Source organism: Nocardioides yefusunii (genome assembly GCF_004014875.1).
Classification (GTDB): Bacteria; Actinomycetota; Actinomycetes; order Propionibacteriales; family Nocardioidaceae; genus Nocardioides; species Nocardioides yefusunii.
Genome location: NZ_CP034929.1, coordinates 250,651 through 266,376, shown reverse-complemented (window position 1 = coordinate 266,376; position 15,726 = coordinate 250,651). Strand labels below are relative to the sequence as shown.

The 15,726-nt window shown below is 63.7% G+C and carries 7 protein-coding genes and 4 rRNA genes; 3 read left to right on the top strand and 8 right to left on the bottom strand.

What is annotated here, in order from left to right; translation table 11 throughout:
* Positions 1-66 precede the first annotated feature (66 nt).
* Genes EOV43_RS01090 through EOV43_RS01080 form a run of 3 tightly spaced genes read right to left on the bottom strand, consistent with a single transcriptional unit; the run spans position 67 to position 3,975 of the window.
* Entirely contained in the window at positions 67-1,371 is a 1,305-nt protein-coding gene (locus tag EOV43_RS01090) for an anthranilate synthase component I family protein (RefSeq protein ID WP_128219298.1), read from the bottom strand.
* Entirely contained in the window at positions 1,368-1,991 is a 624-nt protein-coding gene (locus EOV43_RS01085) for an anthranilate synthase component II (protein ID WP_128219297.1), read from the bottom strand. Before EOV43_RS01085 ends, EOV43_RS01090 begins: the two co-directional genes overlap by 4 nt.
* Before the next feature lie 46 nt (positions 1,992-2,037).
* Entirely contained in the window at positions 2,038-3,975 is a 1,938-nt protein-coding gene (locus tag EOV43_RS01080; RefSeq protein ID WP_239022170.1) for an anthranilate synthase family protein, read from the bottom strand.
* 247 nt (positions 3,976-4,222) lie between these two features.
* On the opposite strand from EOV43_RS01080, the gene EOV43_RS01075 reads away from it, so the two are divergent.
* The 3 genes from EOV43_RS01075 (at position 4,223) to EOV43_RS01065 (ending at position 8,140) form a co-directional block, all read left to right on the top strand.
* Positions 4,223-5,011 (top strand): enoyl-CoA hydratase-related protein, encoded by a 789-nt coding sequence (locus tag EOV43_RS01075; RefSeq protein ID WP_128219296.1) that lies wholly within the window; start codon positions 4,223-4,225, stop codon positions 5,009-5,011.
* A 140-nt stretch (positions 5,012-5,151) separates the two neighbouring features.
* Positions 5,152-7,338 carry a HelD family protein gene (locus EOV43_RS01070; RefSeq protein ID WP_128219295.1) on the top strand — a complete coding sequence of 729 codons (2,187 nt, stop codon included), beginning with the start codon at positions 5,152-5,154 and terminating at the stop codon, positions 7,336-7,338.
* 148 nt (positions 7,339-7,486) lie between these two features.
* A complete protein-coding gene (locus tag EOV43_RS01065; RefSeq protein WP_128219294.1) occupies positions 7,487-8,140 on the top strand; it encodes a hypothetical protein in 654 nt (217 codons plus the stop codon).
* A gap of 186 nt (positions 8,141-8,326) precedes the next feature.
* Here the strand turns inward: EOV43_RS01065 and rrf (EOV43_RS01060) are convergent.
* From rrf (EOV43_RS01060) to rrf (EOV43_RS01040), 5 genes are all read right to left on the bottom strand, one after another.
* Positions 8,327-8,443 (bottom strand): 5S ribosomal RNA (gene rrf / locus EOV43_RS01060).
* Positions 8,444-8,604: 161 nt separating this feature from the next.
* Positions 8,605-11,707, bottom strand: a 23S ribosomal RNA gene (locus tag EOV43_RS01055).
* Positions 11,708-12,102: 395 nt separating this feature from the next.
* Positions 12,103-13,619, bottom strand: a 16S ribosomal RNA gene (locus EOV43_RS01050).
* Positions 13,620-14,620: 1,001 nt separating this feature from the next.
* On the bottom strand, positions 14,621-15,163 hold the full coding sequence (locus tag EOV43_RS01045; RefSeq protein ID WP_128219293.1) for a hypothetical protein: 543 nt from the start codon (positions 15,161-15,163) through the stop codon (positions 14,621-14,623).
* Between the two features lie 327 nt (positions 15,164-15,490).
* A 5S ribosomal RNA gene (rrf, locus tag EOV43_RS01040) occupies positions 15,491-15,607 on the bottom strand.
* Together the 16S, 23S and 5S rRNA genes form the textbook arrangement of a ribosomal RNA operon.
* Positions 15,608-15,726: the final 119 nt, after the last annotated feature.

Genomic DNA, 15,726 nt, shown 5'->3' with positions numbered 1-15,726 from the left:
CCCGGACGTCATCACATCTGGTCGCCATGGCGGCCAGATGTGATGACGTCCCGCGGGGTGTGAGCCTCAGGCGTCGAAGACCCGCAGCAGGCGCTCGGCCTTCCACGCGGTCTCGGCCCACTCCTCGACGACGTCGGACCGCACCGTGATCCCGCCGCCGGTGCCGAGCGTCCAGGTCCCGTCCCCGGTGGTCACGAGCGAACGGATGACGACGCCCAGGTCGGCGCGTCCGTCGCCGGAGATCCAGCCGAACGCGCCCGCGTAGACCCCGCGCGGAGTGGCCTCAACGGCGTCGGTGATCTGCATCGTCCGCAACTTCGGGGCGCCGGTCATCGACCCGGCGGGGAACAGCGATCGCAGCGCGCCGACGGTGCTCAGGTCCTCGCGCAGTCGCCCCCGGACGGTGGAGACCAACTGGTGCACGCTCGCGTACGACTCCACCTGCATCAACGCCGGCACCTCGACCGAGCCGACCTCGCAGACAGCCCCGAGGTCGTTGCGCAGCAGGTCGACGATCATGAGGTTCTCGGCCCGGAACTTCGGGTCGGTGGCCAGCAGGTGCTTCTGTTCGGCGTCGGCGATCGGGGTGGCGCCACGCGGCGTGGTGCCCTTGATCGGCTTGGTCTCGATGACGCGGCCGCCGGCGTCGGCCGTGATCAGCGCGTACCGCTCCGGCGACGACGACAGCAACCAGCCACGCGCCCCGTCGACGTCGTGCTGCAGGAATCCGGCGTACGGCGCCGGGTTGAGAGCGCGCAACCGTGCGTACGCCTCGGGCGGCGACACCTCTGACGACGTGCTGACGCGGTGGGTCAGGTTGGCCTCGTAGGTGTCCCCGGCCCGCAGGCGTTCGGCGACCCGGGCGAACGCGTCCGCGTACTCCTCGGGGACGTCGCGGTCGCTGGCCGCCGTGGGGACGGTGACCGCAGCGGCTGCCGGGTCGGTGACGTCGTGGACGAACTCGCGCACCAGCGAGGGTCGCATCCAGATCGCGTCGGGCAGTCCGGCGCCGCCCTCCGCGCAGTCGGGTCGCGCAGGCAGGTCGGGTCGGCAGGCGTAGCCGAAGTAGCCGAACCACTGGTCGTGGCGGCCTGCCTCGGCCCCGGCGGCGATCTCCGCTTCCAGGACCGCGAACACGTCGGCGTCATCCCCTGAGGCGACGACGGTGCTGACGCCACCGACGTGACGGGTGACCTCGCGGCAAGCAGCGTCGTAGGTGATCGAGACGTCGTCGTCAGTGAGCGCACCAACCAGCGACCGCGATCCGGACCAGTCCCGCGCGCCTCCGCCGTCGAGCCAGAAGCAACGGGCATGAGTGGCGGCGACCTCGGCGAACCACGCGGCCGGATCGCCGTGCAGCAGCGGGCTCATCGACGCTCTCCGCGTGGGGCAAGGAAGTCGCGCGCCAGAAAATTGCGGGCCATCTCCGCGCCGTACTGCGACAGCACCGACTCGGGATGGAACTGCACCCCTTCGACGTCCAGCGTGCGGTGCCGGACGCCCATGACGGTCCCGTCCTCGGCGCGGGCGGTCACCACCAGGTCGTCGGGCACCTCGACCGCAGCGAGCGAGTGGTAGCGGACCGCGTCGAACCCTTGCGGCAGGCCGGCGAAGACGCCGTCGGCGTCGTGGCTGATCGTGGCGACCTCACCGTGGGCGGGTTCGATCCGCTCGACGCGGCCTCCGAACGCGGTCACGATCCCCTGCATCCCCAGACAGACGCCCCACACCGGACGTCCGTGTGGTGTGGCTGCGGCAGCGAGCACCGCACGACCGACCGCGAAGTCTGCCTCCACCGACGGGTGTCCGGGTCCGGGCGAGAGCACGACATGGCCGTACGACAGCACGGTCGCGACGTCGACGGCGTCGTGCTGGACGACGGCAGGAAGCACCCCGGTGACCGACGCGATCAGGTGTGCGAGGTTCCAGGTGTAGGAGTCGTGGTGGTCGACGAGCACCACGTCGGTACCCGCTCCGCCTCGCTCCCCCACCCGGAACCTACGTTCGTCGCTACGTCGTCAGCTCAGCCGGTGCGGGTCAGTCGACCAGCAGGTCGGTGACGATCTCACCGAGCAGGTCGAAGCCGCGTTCGGTGAGGATCGACTCGGCGTGGAACTGGATGCCACGGAAGTGCGGGCCTTCTAGGGCGTGGATGTCGCCGGTCTCGGGGTCGGCGTGGACGGTGACTCCCTCGGGCAGACCGTTCTCGCCGACGCGTCCCACGAACGTGTTGTAGAAGCCGACGCGTTCGGTGCGGCCACCGAGGTCGACGGTGGCCTGGGTGCCCTGGAAGACGATGTCCTTGAATGCGAGGTCGAGGCCGAGGACGTGGCACAGGGTCTGGTGGCCGAGGCAGACGGAGAAGAACTTCTGCTTGCGCTCCAGCAGACGTGCGGTCGCGGCGCGGAACGTCGCGATCTTGGCGGCGTCGCCGTCGCGCGGGTCTCCGGGGCCGGGGCCGATGATGACGAGGTCGAAGTCGTCGAGCGCGGTCTCGGTCCACGCCTCGTGACGGATGACCTCGCTCTGCATTCCGAGCACCCGCATGACGTGCACGATCATGTTCACGAAGTCGTCCTCGCCGTCGAGGATGCCGACGCGCTTGCCCTTCAACGAGGCGTCGGGCGTGGCGCCGGCCTGGTCCGTGAGCCAGAAGGTGCTCAGGCGTCGGTTGCGCGACTGGAGCGCGATCAGGACGTCCTCGTCGTTCGTGAGCTCGGCGAGTCCGGCAGACGGTGCGCCCGCGGCGGGGACAAGACCGAAGGCCGACAGGATGCCGCCTGCCTTGGCGTGGGTCTCGGCGACCTCGTAGGCGGCGTCGGAGTCGCGCACGAGGGTGGCGCCGGCGGTGACGGTGAGGGCGCCGTCGGGCTTCACGTCGGCGGTACGGATGACGATCGGCGAGTCCAGGGTGGGCTGGCCCGTGGCGTCGCGACCGAAGAGGGCGAGCGCGGAGGCGTAGTACTCGCGGCCACGGTCCTCGTACTGGCTGATGAGGCGGCAGGCGTTCTCCACCGGGGAGCCGGTGACGGTGGCCGCGTACATGGTGTCGCGCAGGATCTCGCGGGTGTCGCGGCTGGAGCGCCCGGCGAGCAGGTACTCGGTGTGGATCAGGTGCGTCATCGGCTTCAGGAACGGACCGAGCACCATGCCGCCCTGGTCGCAGACATCGCACATCATCTTGAGCTCTTCGTCGACGACCATGAAGAGCTCGTAGATCTCCTTCTCGTCAGCGAGGAAGTCGAGCAGGGCCGGCTTCATCTCGGCTGCCGAGCGGCCCCCGACGCGGAAGGTGCCCGAGATCGGGTTCATCCGGACGTCGCCGCCGGTGACGGAGACGTGGCGTTCGGGCGAGGCGCCGATCAGGAAGCGGTCGCCGGTGAAGAAGCAGAACGTCCAGTAGGCGCCGCGCTCACGCTCGAGGAGGCGACGGAAGACGGTGAGGGCCTTGTCGACGCCCCAGTCGGCGACGACGGCGGTGTACTGACGGCCGACGACGAGGTTGGCGCCCTCGCCCTGGCCGATCTCGTCACGGATGATCGACTCGACGACCTTGGCGTAGTCCTCGTCGGAGGTGCGGAAGCCGCCGCGGTCGGTGAACTCGACGCCGTTGTCCTCGATCGCGGCGACGACGTCGGCGACTCCGAAGCGGAGCTCGGTCTCGATGTCGATGGAGACAAGCGGAGTGCCGTCGTCGATGACGTCGAAGCCACGCTCACGGATCTGACGGAACGGGACAGCGACGAGGCGGTCATGACGACGGCCCTCGGCCGGGACGCCGGTCTCGAGCGGGATGTCGGTGATCGAGTCGAGCTCGGTGCGGGGTCCGCCGATGAAGGTCACGACGTCGGGGTCGCCCGGCTCCCGCTTGGAGAGTCGGACGAGGGCCCACGCCTCGTGTCCCTGGAGTTCGGCGAGTGCGGCCTGCACCGCGCCACCTTCCATGGGGGACTGCGAGTGCGTGGTGGTAGTCATGGCGCAACTTTAGTTCGCGGCTTCTGCGCGCTCGCACCGCGTCCCAGCACGCTGGCCCTGCTCCCGGCCTCAGCGTCGCTCCGCTCCGTGCGCAACTGTCGGATTGATGCCACGTCGACGGCGTGTCACCGCATCAATCCGACAATTGCCCAGAGCCAGCGCTGAACGACGTCCCGTGGCGTCCACACCTCGAAAAAGGTTAACGATCGTTCACCACGACGCCCACTCGCGGTGCACACTGTGCGGCATGACCGACGCAACCGCCACCGAAGCGCCCCTCGAGGCACCCACCGAGCTCGTCCACCTCGACGTCGCCGACGGCGTCGCCACCATCACCCTGGACAGCCCCCACAACCGCAACGCGCTCTCGCGTCAGCTCGTCACCGAACTGCTCGCGCACCTCGAGACCGCGAACGCCGACGCCGACGTCCGCGTCGTGCTGGTGCAGTCCTCGGGCAAGGTCTTCTGCTCCGGCGCCGACCTCTCCGAAGCCGCCACGGTCGGCATGGAGCAGGGCGCCCGCACGATCGTCGGGATCCAGCGTCTGGTCGCGACGATGGACAAGGTCGTCGTCACCAAGAACCTCGGCGCAGTACGCGCCGGCGGGATCGGTCTGGTCGCTGCGGCCGACGTCGCGATCAGTGCCGAGACGGCCTCCTTCGCCCTCACCGAGGTGAAGCTGGGCTTGGCTCCGGCCGCGATCAGCCTGAGCGTCTTCCACCGCATGACCAACCGCGAGGCGTCACTGGCCGCGCTGTCCGGCGAGACGTTCTCGGGCGTCGAAGCCGCAGCTGGCGGCCTGGTGACGCGTGCGGTTCCCGCCGAGGACCTCGACGGTTACGTCGCAGACCTCGTCGCCAAGATCGCCACCGGCGCCAACCAGGGCATCCGTGAGACCAAGAAGCTGCTCAACGCCGAGCTCGTCGCGAAGATCGACGCCCAGGCCGACCACCTCGCCGCCACCTCCGCACGACTCTTCGCCTCCGACGAGGCCCGGGACGCGATGTTGGCGTTCCTCTCGCGCCCCAAGGCCTGACCACGCTCCACCAGCCGCGAGCCGCCCCGACACCCACGGTGTCGGGGCGGTCCTACGGCCCGGACGGAGTAGTGTTGACCCCTTGCCTGAGCGCGGACGAGGTGGTCCGCGCCGGCTCGGAGCACCGGGTGGAGAGAGCGTTGTCCGAAGAAGTCCTCGCACGCGAAGTCGCGGCCGAACAGGCCTTTGTCGACGAGGTGTACGTCCAGTTGGAACGCTCTGCGGAGTCGGCCCAGAAGCTGGCTGCGGAGGGCCACAGTCGTGGCCGTCTGGGGCACGAGGGTGGTCTCGTCGAGCGTGACGCGATGGTCTTCCAGGCCGCGAAGCGGATCAAGCAGCTCGACGCCGCGCACGAGGGTCTGGTCTTCGGCCGCCTCGACATGCGCCCCGAGTTCGACACCGAGCCGCGTTACGTGGGCCGCATCGGCCTGCGCGACGAGAACCACGACGTCATGCTGATCGACTGGCGCGCCCCTGCTGCCGCGGTCTTCTACCAGGCCACCGCTGCGACGCCGTCGAACGTCGTGCGTCGTCGGGTCCTGCGCTCGGACCACCGCACCGTCGTCGGCGTCGAGGACGAGCTGCTCGACGACTCCGTCGAGACCGACCTCCCGATCGTCGGCGAGGGCGCGCTGATGGCGCAGCTCTCCCGTGCCCGTGACCGCACGATGCACTCGATCGTCGCGACCATCCAGGCCGAGCAGGACAAGGCGATCCGTGCCCCCGGCAAGGGTGTCGTCCGGATCTCCGGCGGCCCGGGTGTCGGCAAGACGGTCGTGGCTCTGCACCGCGCCGCCTACCTGCTGTACTCCGACCGTCGTCGCTACGAGTCCGGTGGCGTCCTCGTCATCGGCCCTTCGGGCGTCTTCATGCGCTACATCGAGCGCGTCCTCCCCTCCCTGGGCGAGACCGCGGTCGCGCTGCGCTCGCTGGGCGAGGTCGTGGGCGGTGTCCGCGCGACCCGTCGTGACGTCCCGGCTGTCGCGGACGTGAAGGGTTCGGCGCGGATGGCGGAGGTCGTGCGCCGCACGGCTCGTCAGCAGGCTCCGGGCTCCCCGCGCGAGTTCAAGATCTTCTGGTACGACGCCCAGATCATGCTCGACGGTTCGCTGTTGGGGCGTCTGCGTCGCCAGTTGATGAGCCAGGGACGACGCAACCAGATGATCCCGAAGGTGGCCTCGACGCTGCTGGAGGCGATGTGGAAGCAGGTCCGTTCCGACCGTGGCCGCGAACGTGGCCGCAAGCTGTTCGAGCAGGACATGCTCGACCGCCGCGAGTTCGTCGAGTTCGCGCTCGACTGGTGGCCGCCCTTGGACGCTGCTGACGTCCTGACGTGGCTGCACGACCCCGAGGTGCTCAAGCGCGTGGCCGAGGGAGTCCTGTCGCGTGCCGAGATCGACCTGTTGGCTGCGTCGTGGGTCGACGCCGGCTCCGAGGGCTGGACGCTGAGCGTCGAGGACGTCCCGCTGCTCGACGAGCTGCGCTACGCCATCGGTGACGTGCCGCAGCGCAGCGACGAGGACAACGAGTACGGCGACCACGTCGGTGGCGACCTTCAGGAGGTCGTCACGGCTTCCGAACGCGAGTTCGCTCCCCGCGGGCGTGCGTGGAAGCCGCCGACGCACCGGATCGAGGACGACGCCTACGCGCACGTCCTGATCGACGAGGCCCAGGACCTCACCCCGATGCAGTGGCGCATGGTCGGCCGTCGTGGCCGCGGTGCGTCGTGGACCATCGTGGGCGACCCGGCGCAGTCGTCATGGCCGGTGTACGCCGAGGCCGAGGCTGCTCGTGACGAGGCGCTGCGCGGCAAGGACGTGCACGCCTTCCACCTGTCGAAGAACTACCGCAACTCCTCCGAGATCTACGCCCACGCTGCTGCGTACGCGAAGCGCGTGGGTCTCGACGCCGACCTGCCCGAGGCCGTGCGTTCCACGGGCGAGGACCCGGTGACCGTGAAGGTCGCCGGGGCCGACGTCGAGGCGACGATCCGTGCGGAGGTCGCGAAGATCCGTGAGCGTGTCTCGGGCACCATTGGCATCGTCGTGCCGGTCGCGCGCCGCAGCGAGGTGAACACCTGGCTCTCGGAGTGGGACGAGTTCGCCGACGAGGCACAGGGCGCCAAGGCCGCCATCGACCCGACGGTCGCCCCGTCGGGCGAGGACAAGGTCGTCGTCCTCACTGGTGTCGACACCAAGGGCCTCGAGTTCGACGGCATCGTCGTGGTGCGCCCTCAGGAGATCGAGGACGAGGCCAGCACCGGTCGCGCGACCCTGTACGTCGTCCTGACGCGTGCCACGCAGTTGCTCACCGTCATCGAGGCCTGACGACCTCACCTGCACCCAGAACGACGACGAGCCCGTCCCTCCGGGGGGCGGGCTCGTTTCTGTTGCCGGCGTGGACGTCGAACTCTCACGTGGGAGCACCGAGTGCCGATCTGAAGGGCAGGACTGACTTCTGCCCCACGGAGGCACGATGGACCCGCACCTCATGTTGCATGCCGCAGCGACCGCATCGTCGTCATTGGCACCCTCGTCGCTCGCAGGATGGGTGGGAGTGGGTGTCGCATCGGCTGCGCTCCTGACCGCTGGTGCAGCGGTCGCGGCCTCGTTCCGCGCCATGTTCCACGTGGAGGCGTTGCTCGACATCGCCCAGGAGCAGACTGCATTGCTCCACCAGGAACGACGTCAGGAGCAGGCCGCCCAGATCGCGGTCGTCGCGACCCGGACCTCCGAACTCTGTCAGGACGCCTCATGCCGCACCCTCCACAGCCGGCCGGCCGTGGAGGTGGTCAACACCTCCACGCAGCCGGTCTTCGCGGTGACGCTGACCAACCCCTCCCCTGTGGGTCCGAAGCCGACGCTGGCGACGGTGCCCCCGACGGTGTCGAGCCGACGCTCCCGCCCGACGTTGGTGACGCTCTCCTTCGACGACGTCCTCCCGCTCCTGGGCAACCCGCGCTTCGCGGAGCACCTGGAGACGCGTGCGATGACGGAGTCGCTGGCCTCAGAGATCCTGGATGACTGGGAGTACGTGGGACGTCCCGGGATGCAGTTCACCGACGCAGCTGGCTTCGCCTGGGTACGACGCCCTGACGGCGGCCTCGAGAGCGTCGCCGCTCCTCAGTGAGGCGCTGCTCTTCGCTCCCCTGAAATCGCCTGTGGCGGTGAGCGTGTTTGTCGACAAACACACTCACCGCCACAGGTGTTTCCACGACACCCCACCACGACCCGAACGCATCCTGGGCTGAAAAGGGTCGTGAAATGACCGGAGGCCCCCACCAAACAGGTGGGGGCCTCAACGGCATCAATAATTGTCCGGCGGCGTCCTACTCTCCCACGACCTCTCGATCGCAGTACCATCGGCGCTGAAAGGCTTAACTTCCGGGTTCGGGATGGGACCGGGTGTTTCCCTTTCGCTATGACCGCCGTAACCCTTCAACCACACCCACAAAAAAGGGGCGGGTAGTCTGTGTTACGAAGACAAGCATATCAACTTGTATCGTGCATTCCAAAAACAACGCTTGTTGTCTGGGAACTGAACAGTGGACGCGTGGCAATAACTCTTGTTGGTCGAGTTGATTTGTACGGTGTTGGGACAAGCCCTCGGCCTATTAGTACCGGTCGGCTAGGCATTACTGCTGTACACCTCCGGCCTATCAACCCAGTGTTCTGCTGGGGGCCTTAACCACTCAAGGTGGTGGGAAACCTCATCTTGAAACATGCTTCCCGCTTAGATGCATTCAGCGGTTATCACTTCCGAACGTAGCCAACCAGCCGTGCTCCTGGCGGAACAACTGGCACACCAGAGGTTCGTCCACCCCGGTCCTCTCGTACTAGGGGCAGCCTTTCTCAAGTTTCCAACGCGCGCGGCGGATAGGGACCGAACTGTCTCACGACGTTCTAAACCCAGCTCGCGTGCCGCTTTAATGGGCGAACAGCCCAACCCTTGGGACCTACTCCAGCCCCAGGATGCGACGAGCCGACATCGAGGTGCCAAACCATCCCGTCGATATGGACTCTTGGGGAAGATCAGCCTGTTATCCCCGGGGTACCTTTTATCCGTTGAGCGACGCCGCTTCCACATGCTGGCGCCGGATCACTAGTTCCGACTTTCGTCCCTGCTCGACATGTCTGTCTCACAGTCAAGCTCCCTTGTGCACTTACACTCGCCACCTGATTACCAACCAGGCTGAGGGAACCTTTGAGCGCCTCCGTTACATTTTAGGAGGCAACCGCCCCAGTTAAACTACCCATCAGGCACTGTCCCTGATCCGGATTACGGACCTAGGTTAGACATCTAGTACGACCAGAGTGGTATTTCAACGTCGACTCCACAAACACTGGCGTGAATGCTTCACAGTCTCCCACCTATCCTACACAAGCCGAACCAAACACCAATACCAAACTATAGTAAAGGTCCCGGGGTCTTTCCGTCCTGCCGCGCGTAACGAGCATCTTTACTCGTAGTGCAATTTCGCCGAGTCCATGGTTGAGACAGCGCCCAAGTCGTTACTCCATTCGTGCAGGTCGGAACTTACCCGACAAGGAATTTCGCTACCTTAGGATGGTTATAGTTACCACCGCCGTTTACTGGGGCTTAAGTTCTCAGCTTCGACTTGCGTCTAACCGGTCCCCTTAACCTTCCAGCACCGGGCAGGAGTCAGTCCGTATACATCGTCTTACAACTTCGCACGGACCTGTGTTTTTAGTAAACAGTCGCTTGGGCCTGGTCTCTGCGGCCATCACCGCTTCACACCGCACGGGTGCTAACGGATCCGGCCCCCCTTCTCCCGAAGTTACGGGGGCATTTTGCCGAGTTCCTTAACCATGGTTCACTCGATCGCCTTAGTATTCTCTACTTGATCACCTGAGTCGGTTTGGGGTACGGGCGGCTCGTATCTCGCTAGAGGTTTTTCTCGACAGCATAGGATCACCCACTTCACCAAACGGCTCCCCATCAGGTCTCAGGCCTATGTGTGGCGGATTTGCCTACCACACGCCCTACACCCTTGGCCGCGGACTACCATCGCCGCGGTTGGACTACCTTCCTGCGTCACCCCATCGCTTGACTACTACTGAATCGGGTCCCGTGCTCCACACACACGCCTCCACCCCGAAGGGCTTTGGTCACGGTGCTTCGGACGGTTAGCATCAACAGCCTCATCATGGGCGATACTTCGCCGGTACGGGAATATCAACCCGTTGTCCATCGACTACGCCTGTCGGCCTCGCCTTAGGTCCCGACTTACCCAGGGCAGATTAGCTTGACCCTGGAACCCTTGATCATTCGGCGGAAATGTTTCTCGCATTTCATTCGCTACTCATGCCTGCATTCTCACTCGTGTGGCCTCCACAACTGGATCACTCCGCTGCTTCACTGCCCACACGACGCTCCCCTACCCATCCAGACGCCTGGACCACGAAGGCCTAGCTTAATATCTGAATGCCATAGCTTCGGCGGATGACTTGAGCCCCGCTACATTGTCGGCGCGGAATCACTTGACCAGTGAGCTATTACGCACTCTTTCAAGGGTGGCTGCTTCCAAGCCAACCTCCTGGTTGTCAATGCGACTCCACATCCTTTTCCACTTAGTCACCGCTTAGGGGCCTTAGCTGATGGTCTGGGCTGTTTCCCTCTCGACTACGGAGCTTATCCCCCGCAGTCTCACTGCCGCGCTCTCACTTACCGGCATTCGGAGTTTGGTTAACGTCAGTAACCCGCTAGGGCCCATCGGCTATCCAGTGCTCTACCTCCGGCAAGAAACACACGACGCTGCACCTAAATGCATTTCGGGGAGAACCAGCTATCACGAAGTTTGATTGGCCTTTCACCCCTATCCACAGGTCATCCCCTCAGTTTTCAACCTAAGTGGGTTCGGTCCTCCACGCGGTCTTACCCGCGCTTCAACCTGCCCATGGATAGATCACTTCGCTTCGGGTCTAGAGCGTGCAACTCAATCGCCCTATTCGGACTCGCTTTCGCTACGGCTACCCCACACGGGTTAACCTTGCTACACACCGCTAACTCGCAGGCTCATTCTTCAAAAGGCACGCCGTCACCCTTTAACAGGCTCCGACGGATTGTAGGCACATGGTTTCAGGTACTATTTCACTCCCCGCCAGGGGTACTTTTCACCTTTCCCTCACGGTACTTGTCCGCTATCGGTCACCAAGGAGTATTTAGGCTTAACGGGTGGTCCCGCCAGATTCACACGGAATTTCAGGGGTTCCGTGTTACTTGGGGTGACACTCCAGAGATGCTGACTTACACGTACGGGGCTATCACCCTCTACGGCCAGGCTTTCCAACCTGCTTCGGCTTCATCAACATTTTCTTACTCTGTACCAGCACGGCAGTACTGATCGAGTGGCCCCACAACCCCACACCTGCAACCCCTGCCGGGTATCACACAGATGCGGTTTGGCCTCATCCGATTTCGCTCGCCACTACTCTCGGAATCACTTTTGTTTTCTCTTCCTGAGGGTACTGAGATGTTTCACTTCCCCTCGTTCCCTCCACTCACCCTATGTGTTCAGGTGAGGGTAACTGGACATGACTCCAGCTGGGTTTCCCCATTCGGACACCCCCGGATCACAGTTCGTTTACCAACTCCCCGGGGCTTATCGCAGGTTACTACGTCCTTCATCGGCTCTTGGTGCCAAGGCATCCACCATGTGCCCTTAGTAGCTTGTTCCAACATCGTCAAAACAACTCGAACTACAAAGACCATACAATTCTGCTTATTGCACATACACACTCAATAAATTGAGTATGTGATGCTCGCGTCCACTATTCAGATCTCAAACAACAAACCCACCAACCCATCCAGCCAACCGCAAGCAGTCGTCCTTCAGCGAAAGAGGCCAGAGCAAACCAGTCACACCCCACAGGGTGTGGCCTGATCCCTCAGGACCCAACAGTGTGTCTCGACCCTCCCCCTACCAACAACACATCCACTTTCCACGCTCAAAGAGCAGTACTAAGAACAAGCTGCCAGCCAGGTTCAAGTCATTCATCGACGATTCCACTAGTGAGACACCACCATGCGCAACCAAACATTCGTTGGTCGTCGGGGTGTGTGCTCCTTAGAAAGGAGGTGATCCAGCCGCACCTTCCGGTACGGCTACCTTGTTACGACTTCGTCCCAATCGCCAGCCCCACCTTCGACGGCTCCCTCCACAAGGGTTGGGCCACCGGCTTCGGGTGTTGCCGACTTTCGTGACGTGACGGGCGGTGTGTACAAGGCCCGGGAACGTATTCACCGCAGCGTTGCTGATCTGCGATTACTAGCGACTCCGACTTCATGGGGTCGAGTTGCAGACCCCAATCCGAACTGAGACCGGCTTTTTGGGATTCGCTCCCCCTCACGGGATCGCAGCCCTTTGTACCGGCCATTGTAGCATGCGTGAAGCCCTGGACATAAGGGGCATGATGACTTGACGTCATCCCCACCTTCCTCCGAGTTGACCCCGGCAGTCTCCTATGAGTCCCCACCATTACGTGCTGGCAACATAGAACGAGGGTTGCGCTCGTTGCGGGACTTAACCCAACATCTCACGACACGAGCTGACGACAGCCATGCACCACCTGTATACCGACCAAAAAGGGGCACCTATCTCTAGGTGTTTCCGGCATATGTCAAACCCAGGTAAGGTTCTTCGCGTTGCATCGAATTAATCCGCATGCTCCGCCGCTTGTGCGGGCCCCCGTCAATTCCTTTGAGTTTTAGCCTTGCGGCCGTACTCCCCAGGCGGGGCGCTTAATGCGTTAGCTGCGGCACGGAATCCATGGAATAGACCCCACACCTAGCGCCCAACGTTTACGGTGTGGACTACCAGGGTATCTAATCCTGTTCGCTCCCCACACTTTCGCTCCTCAGCGTCAGGTAATGCCCAGAGAACCGCCTTCGCCACCGGTGTTCCTCCTGATATCTGCGCATTTCACCGCTACACCAGGAATTCCGTTCTCCCCTGCATACCTCTAGTCTGCCCGTATCGGAAGCAGGCCAGGTGTTAAGCACCTGGTTTTCACTCCCGACGTGACAAACCGCCTACGAGCCCTTTACGCCCAATAATTCCGGACAACGCTCGCACCCTACGTATTACCGCGGCTGCTGGCACGTAGTTGGCCGGTGCTTCTTCTGTAGGTACCGTCACTTTCGCTTCGTCCCTACTGAAAGAGGTTTACAACCCGAAGGCAGTCATCCCTCACGCGGCGTTGCTGGATCAGGCTTTCGCCCATTGTCCAATATTCCCCACTGCTGCCTCCCGTAGGAGTCTGGGCCGTGTCTCAGTCCCAGTGTGGCCGATCACCCTCTCAGGCCGGCTACCCGTCGAAGCCTTGGTGAGCCATTACCTCACCAACAAGCTGATAGGCCGCGAGCACATCCTTCACCGCCGGAACTTTCCAACCACCTCCATGCAGAGGCAGTTCATATTCGGTATTAGACACCGTTTCCGGTGCTTATCCCGAAGTGAAGGGCAGATTACTCACGTGTTACTCACCCGTTCGCCGCTCGTGTACCCCGAAGGGCCTTACCGCTCGACTTGCATGTGTTAAGCACGCCGCCAGCGTTCGTCCTGAGCCAGGATCAAACTCTCCATTGAAATTTCAAAGAAAAGCCAATTCCCGACAGAACAAACCCCGACAATGTTGTTGTCAGAATTTATTGTCAAAAGAAATCCGTTAACTGTTCTTCCGAAGAAGACCAGTCGACGGGGCATATCAAACTAATTCGTCGACTATGACACACTGTTGAGTTCTCAAGGATCAAGCACATCCAGATCCGGCACCCACTCTTTCGAGCGGCTACTTCGTTCTGGAGCAACCCGACTAAACTTAGTCGGTGTGAATCTCTCAGTCAAACCGAGCGATTCAGGCGATTTCCGAGAAACCTAAGTTTCTCTTTGATCAAGTGGCCGCCTGGCAACAAGACCCGGTCAAGCAACCCTTCTGGGCTGTGTCCGTGTCCCTTGCGGCGACAGGTGAAACCTTAGCACCACGTCAACGAGAACGGCCAAATCGGGGTCTGAGGACCCCTTCCTGACCCTCCGGGTCAGGGCCCCAGGTGGCCTCGTCACGCGTTCATCGGGACTGCTCAGAGGCTCCGTGTCTCCCGCAGGGAGACACCCGCAGGAAGACACCCGCAGGAAGACACCCGCAGGAAGACACCCGCAGGAAGACACCCGCAGGAAGACACCCGCAGGAAGACACCCGCAGGGTCCCGGGGGAATGCACAGGACAGAGCAACTGACTCCGCGCGACCGCTGCTCCTCGCAGCGGGGTCATCCATCCACGCGACCTGCCCAAGAAGGTCCTGCGAAGTGACGCCTCCCCAACGGGCACCGCTCAGCCCGCCGACCGCCGACCGCTGCCGCTGCCTTCGCATCGGTGACCACGAGTCCTCGTCGCGGCCCCAGGTCGGCTTCCCAACGCCCGCGCCTCCGGGCTTCCAGGGCTCCAGGGCTCCAGGGAAGTTCACCCCTACTGCGTGAGGCGGGCCCTACTGCGTGAGCCCGGCCCTCCCGCCCGGGCCTGTCCTTCCACGACAGGACCGCTCCCGGACGACCCGGATGTCGCGGCTAGCACCGCGACGTCTCGGACCGCCTCACCTCGACTTCACGCCCATGCTGGCCGCGTCAGCCCAGCTGTAGACGACCATCGCGGGCTGCTCCCCCTCCTTGAGGGAGACCCCCACCGCGAATCCGCTCTCCTCGCCTCGCATGAATGTCTGCAGACCGGCAACAGCCAAAGAGTCATTCGGCGGAATCTCGACGTACGAGTAGCCGGCGGCTTCGGCACGGCACCTGAGATCGGCCTCCGTCGCCTTCACGTCGAACTCGGCCTCCGTCTCCAGAACGACGCTGCGCCCGCCGCCCGCGCCGTAGAACGGCAAGTGCAGACCCTCGAGGTTGGGGAGGGGAACGTCACTCGGAAAACTCGACGGGAGCTGCCACGCCGGGTCGGCCTTCACGTCCGGACCGCACTTCGATCCGGTCGCAGGGTCCCTGGACTCCCCGGCTGCGGACGCCTTCTCACCGGGTGCCGATACTTCTTCGCCGGTCGACGCACCGGCGCCGCATCCCGACAGCACAAGAAGCGCGGCCAGGGCAGCGGCCGTCGCTGCGGGCTTCAGCATGACGTTGCGCACGAGGAACTCCTTCCGGGACGACCGCCGTGGTCGTACCGGGAAGAACGATCCCGGGTTCCAGCCTGCTCGAGCTCGATCCACAGCGCCGGCTGTGGAGAACCCTGCTGGAGCGGGGCTTCAGATCTGATTGTGGACGCGAGGTGGCACCTTGGTGCGCCGGCATGGTCGGTGACCATCAACTCTGGCCTCAGCCCTGGCTTCACCCGGGCATCAGCCCAGGGCCCAGGACGCGAACCCGTCACCCCGCAAACGCATCCTGGGCTGAAAAGGGTCGTGAAATGACCGGAGGCCCCCAACCAAAGGTGGGGGCCTCAACGGCGAATAATTGTCCGGCGGCGTCCTACTCTCCCACGACCTCTCGATCGCAGTACCATCGGCGCTGAAAGGCTTAACTTCCGGGTTCGGGATGGGACCGGGTGTTTCCCTTTCGCTATGACCGCCGTAACCCTTCAACCACACCCACAAAAAAGGGGCGGGTAGTCTGTGTTACGAAGACAAGCATATCAACTTGTATCGTGCATTCCAAAAACAACGCTTGTTGTCTGGGAACTGAACAGTGGACG

Excerpts from the sequence above, each read along its gene's own strand:
- EOV43_RS01080 (WP_239022170.1), bottom strand. The coding sequence starts at position 3,975 with ATGACTACCACCACGCACTCGCAGTCCCCCATGGAAGGTGGCGCGGTG.
- EOV43_RS01065 (WP_128219294.1), top strand. The coding sequence starts at position 7,487 with ATGGACCCGCACCTCATGTTGCATGCCGCAGCGACCGCATCGTCGTCA.
- EOV43_RS01090 (WP_128219298.1), bottom strand. The coding sequence starts at position 1,371 with ATGAGCCCGCTGCTGCACGGCGATCCGGCCGCGTGGTTCGCCGAGGTC.
- EOV43_RS01075 (WP_128219296.1), top strand. The coding sequence starts at position 4,223 with ATGACCGACGCAACCGCCACCGAAGCGCCCCTCGAGGCACCCACCGAG.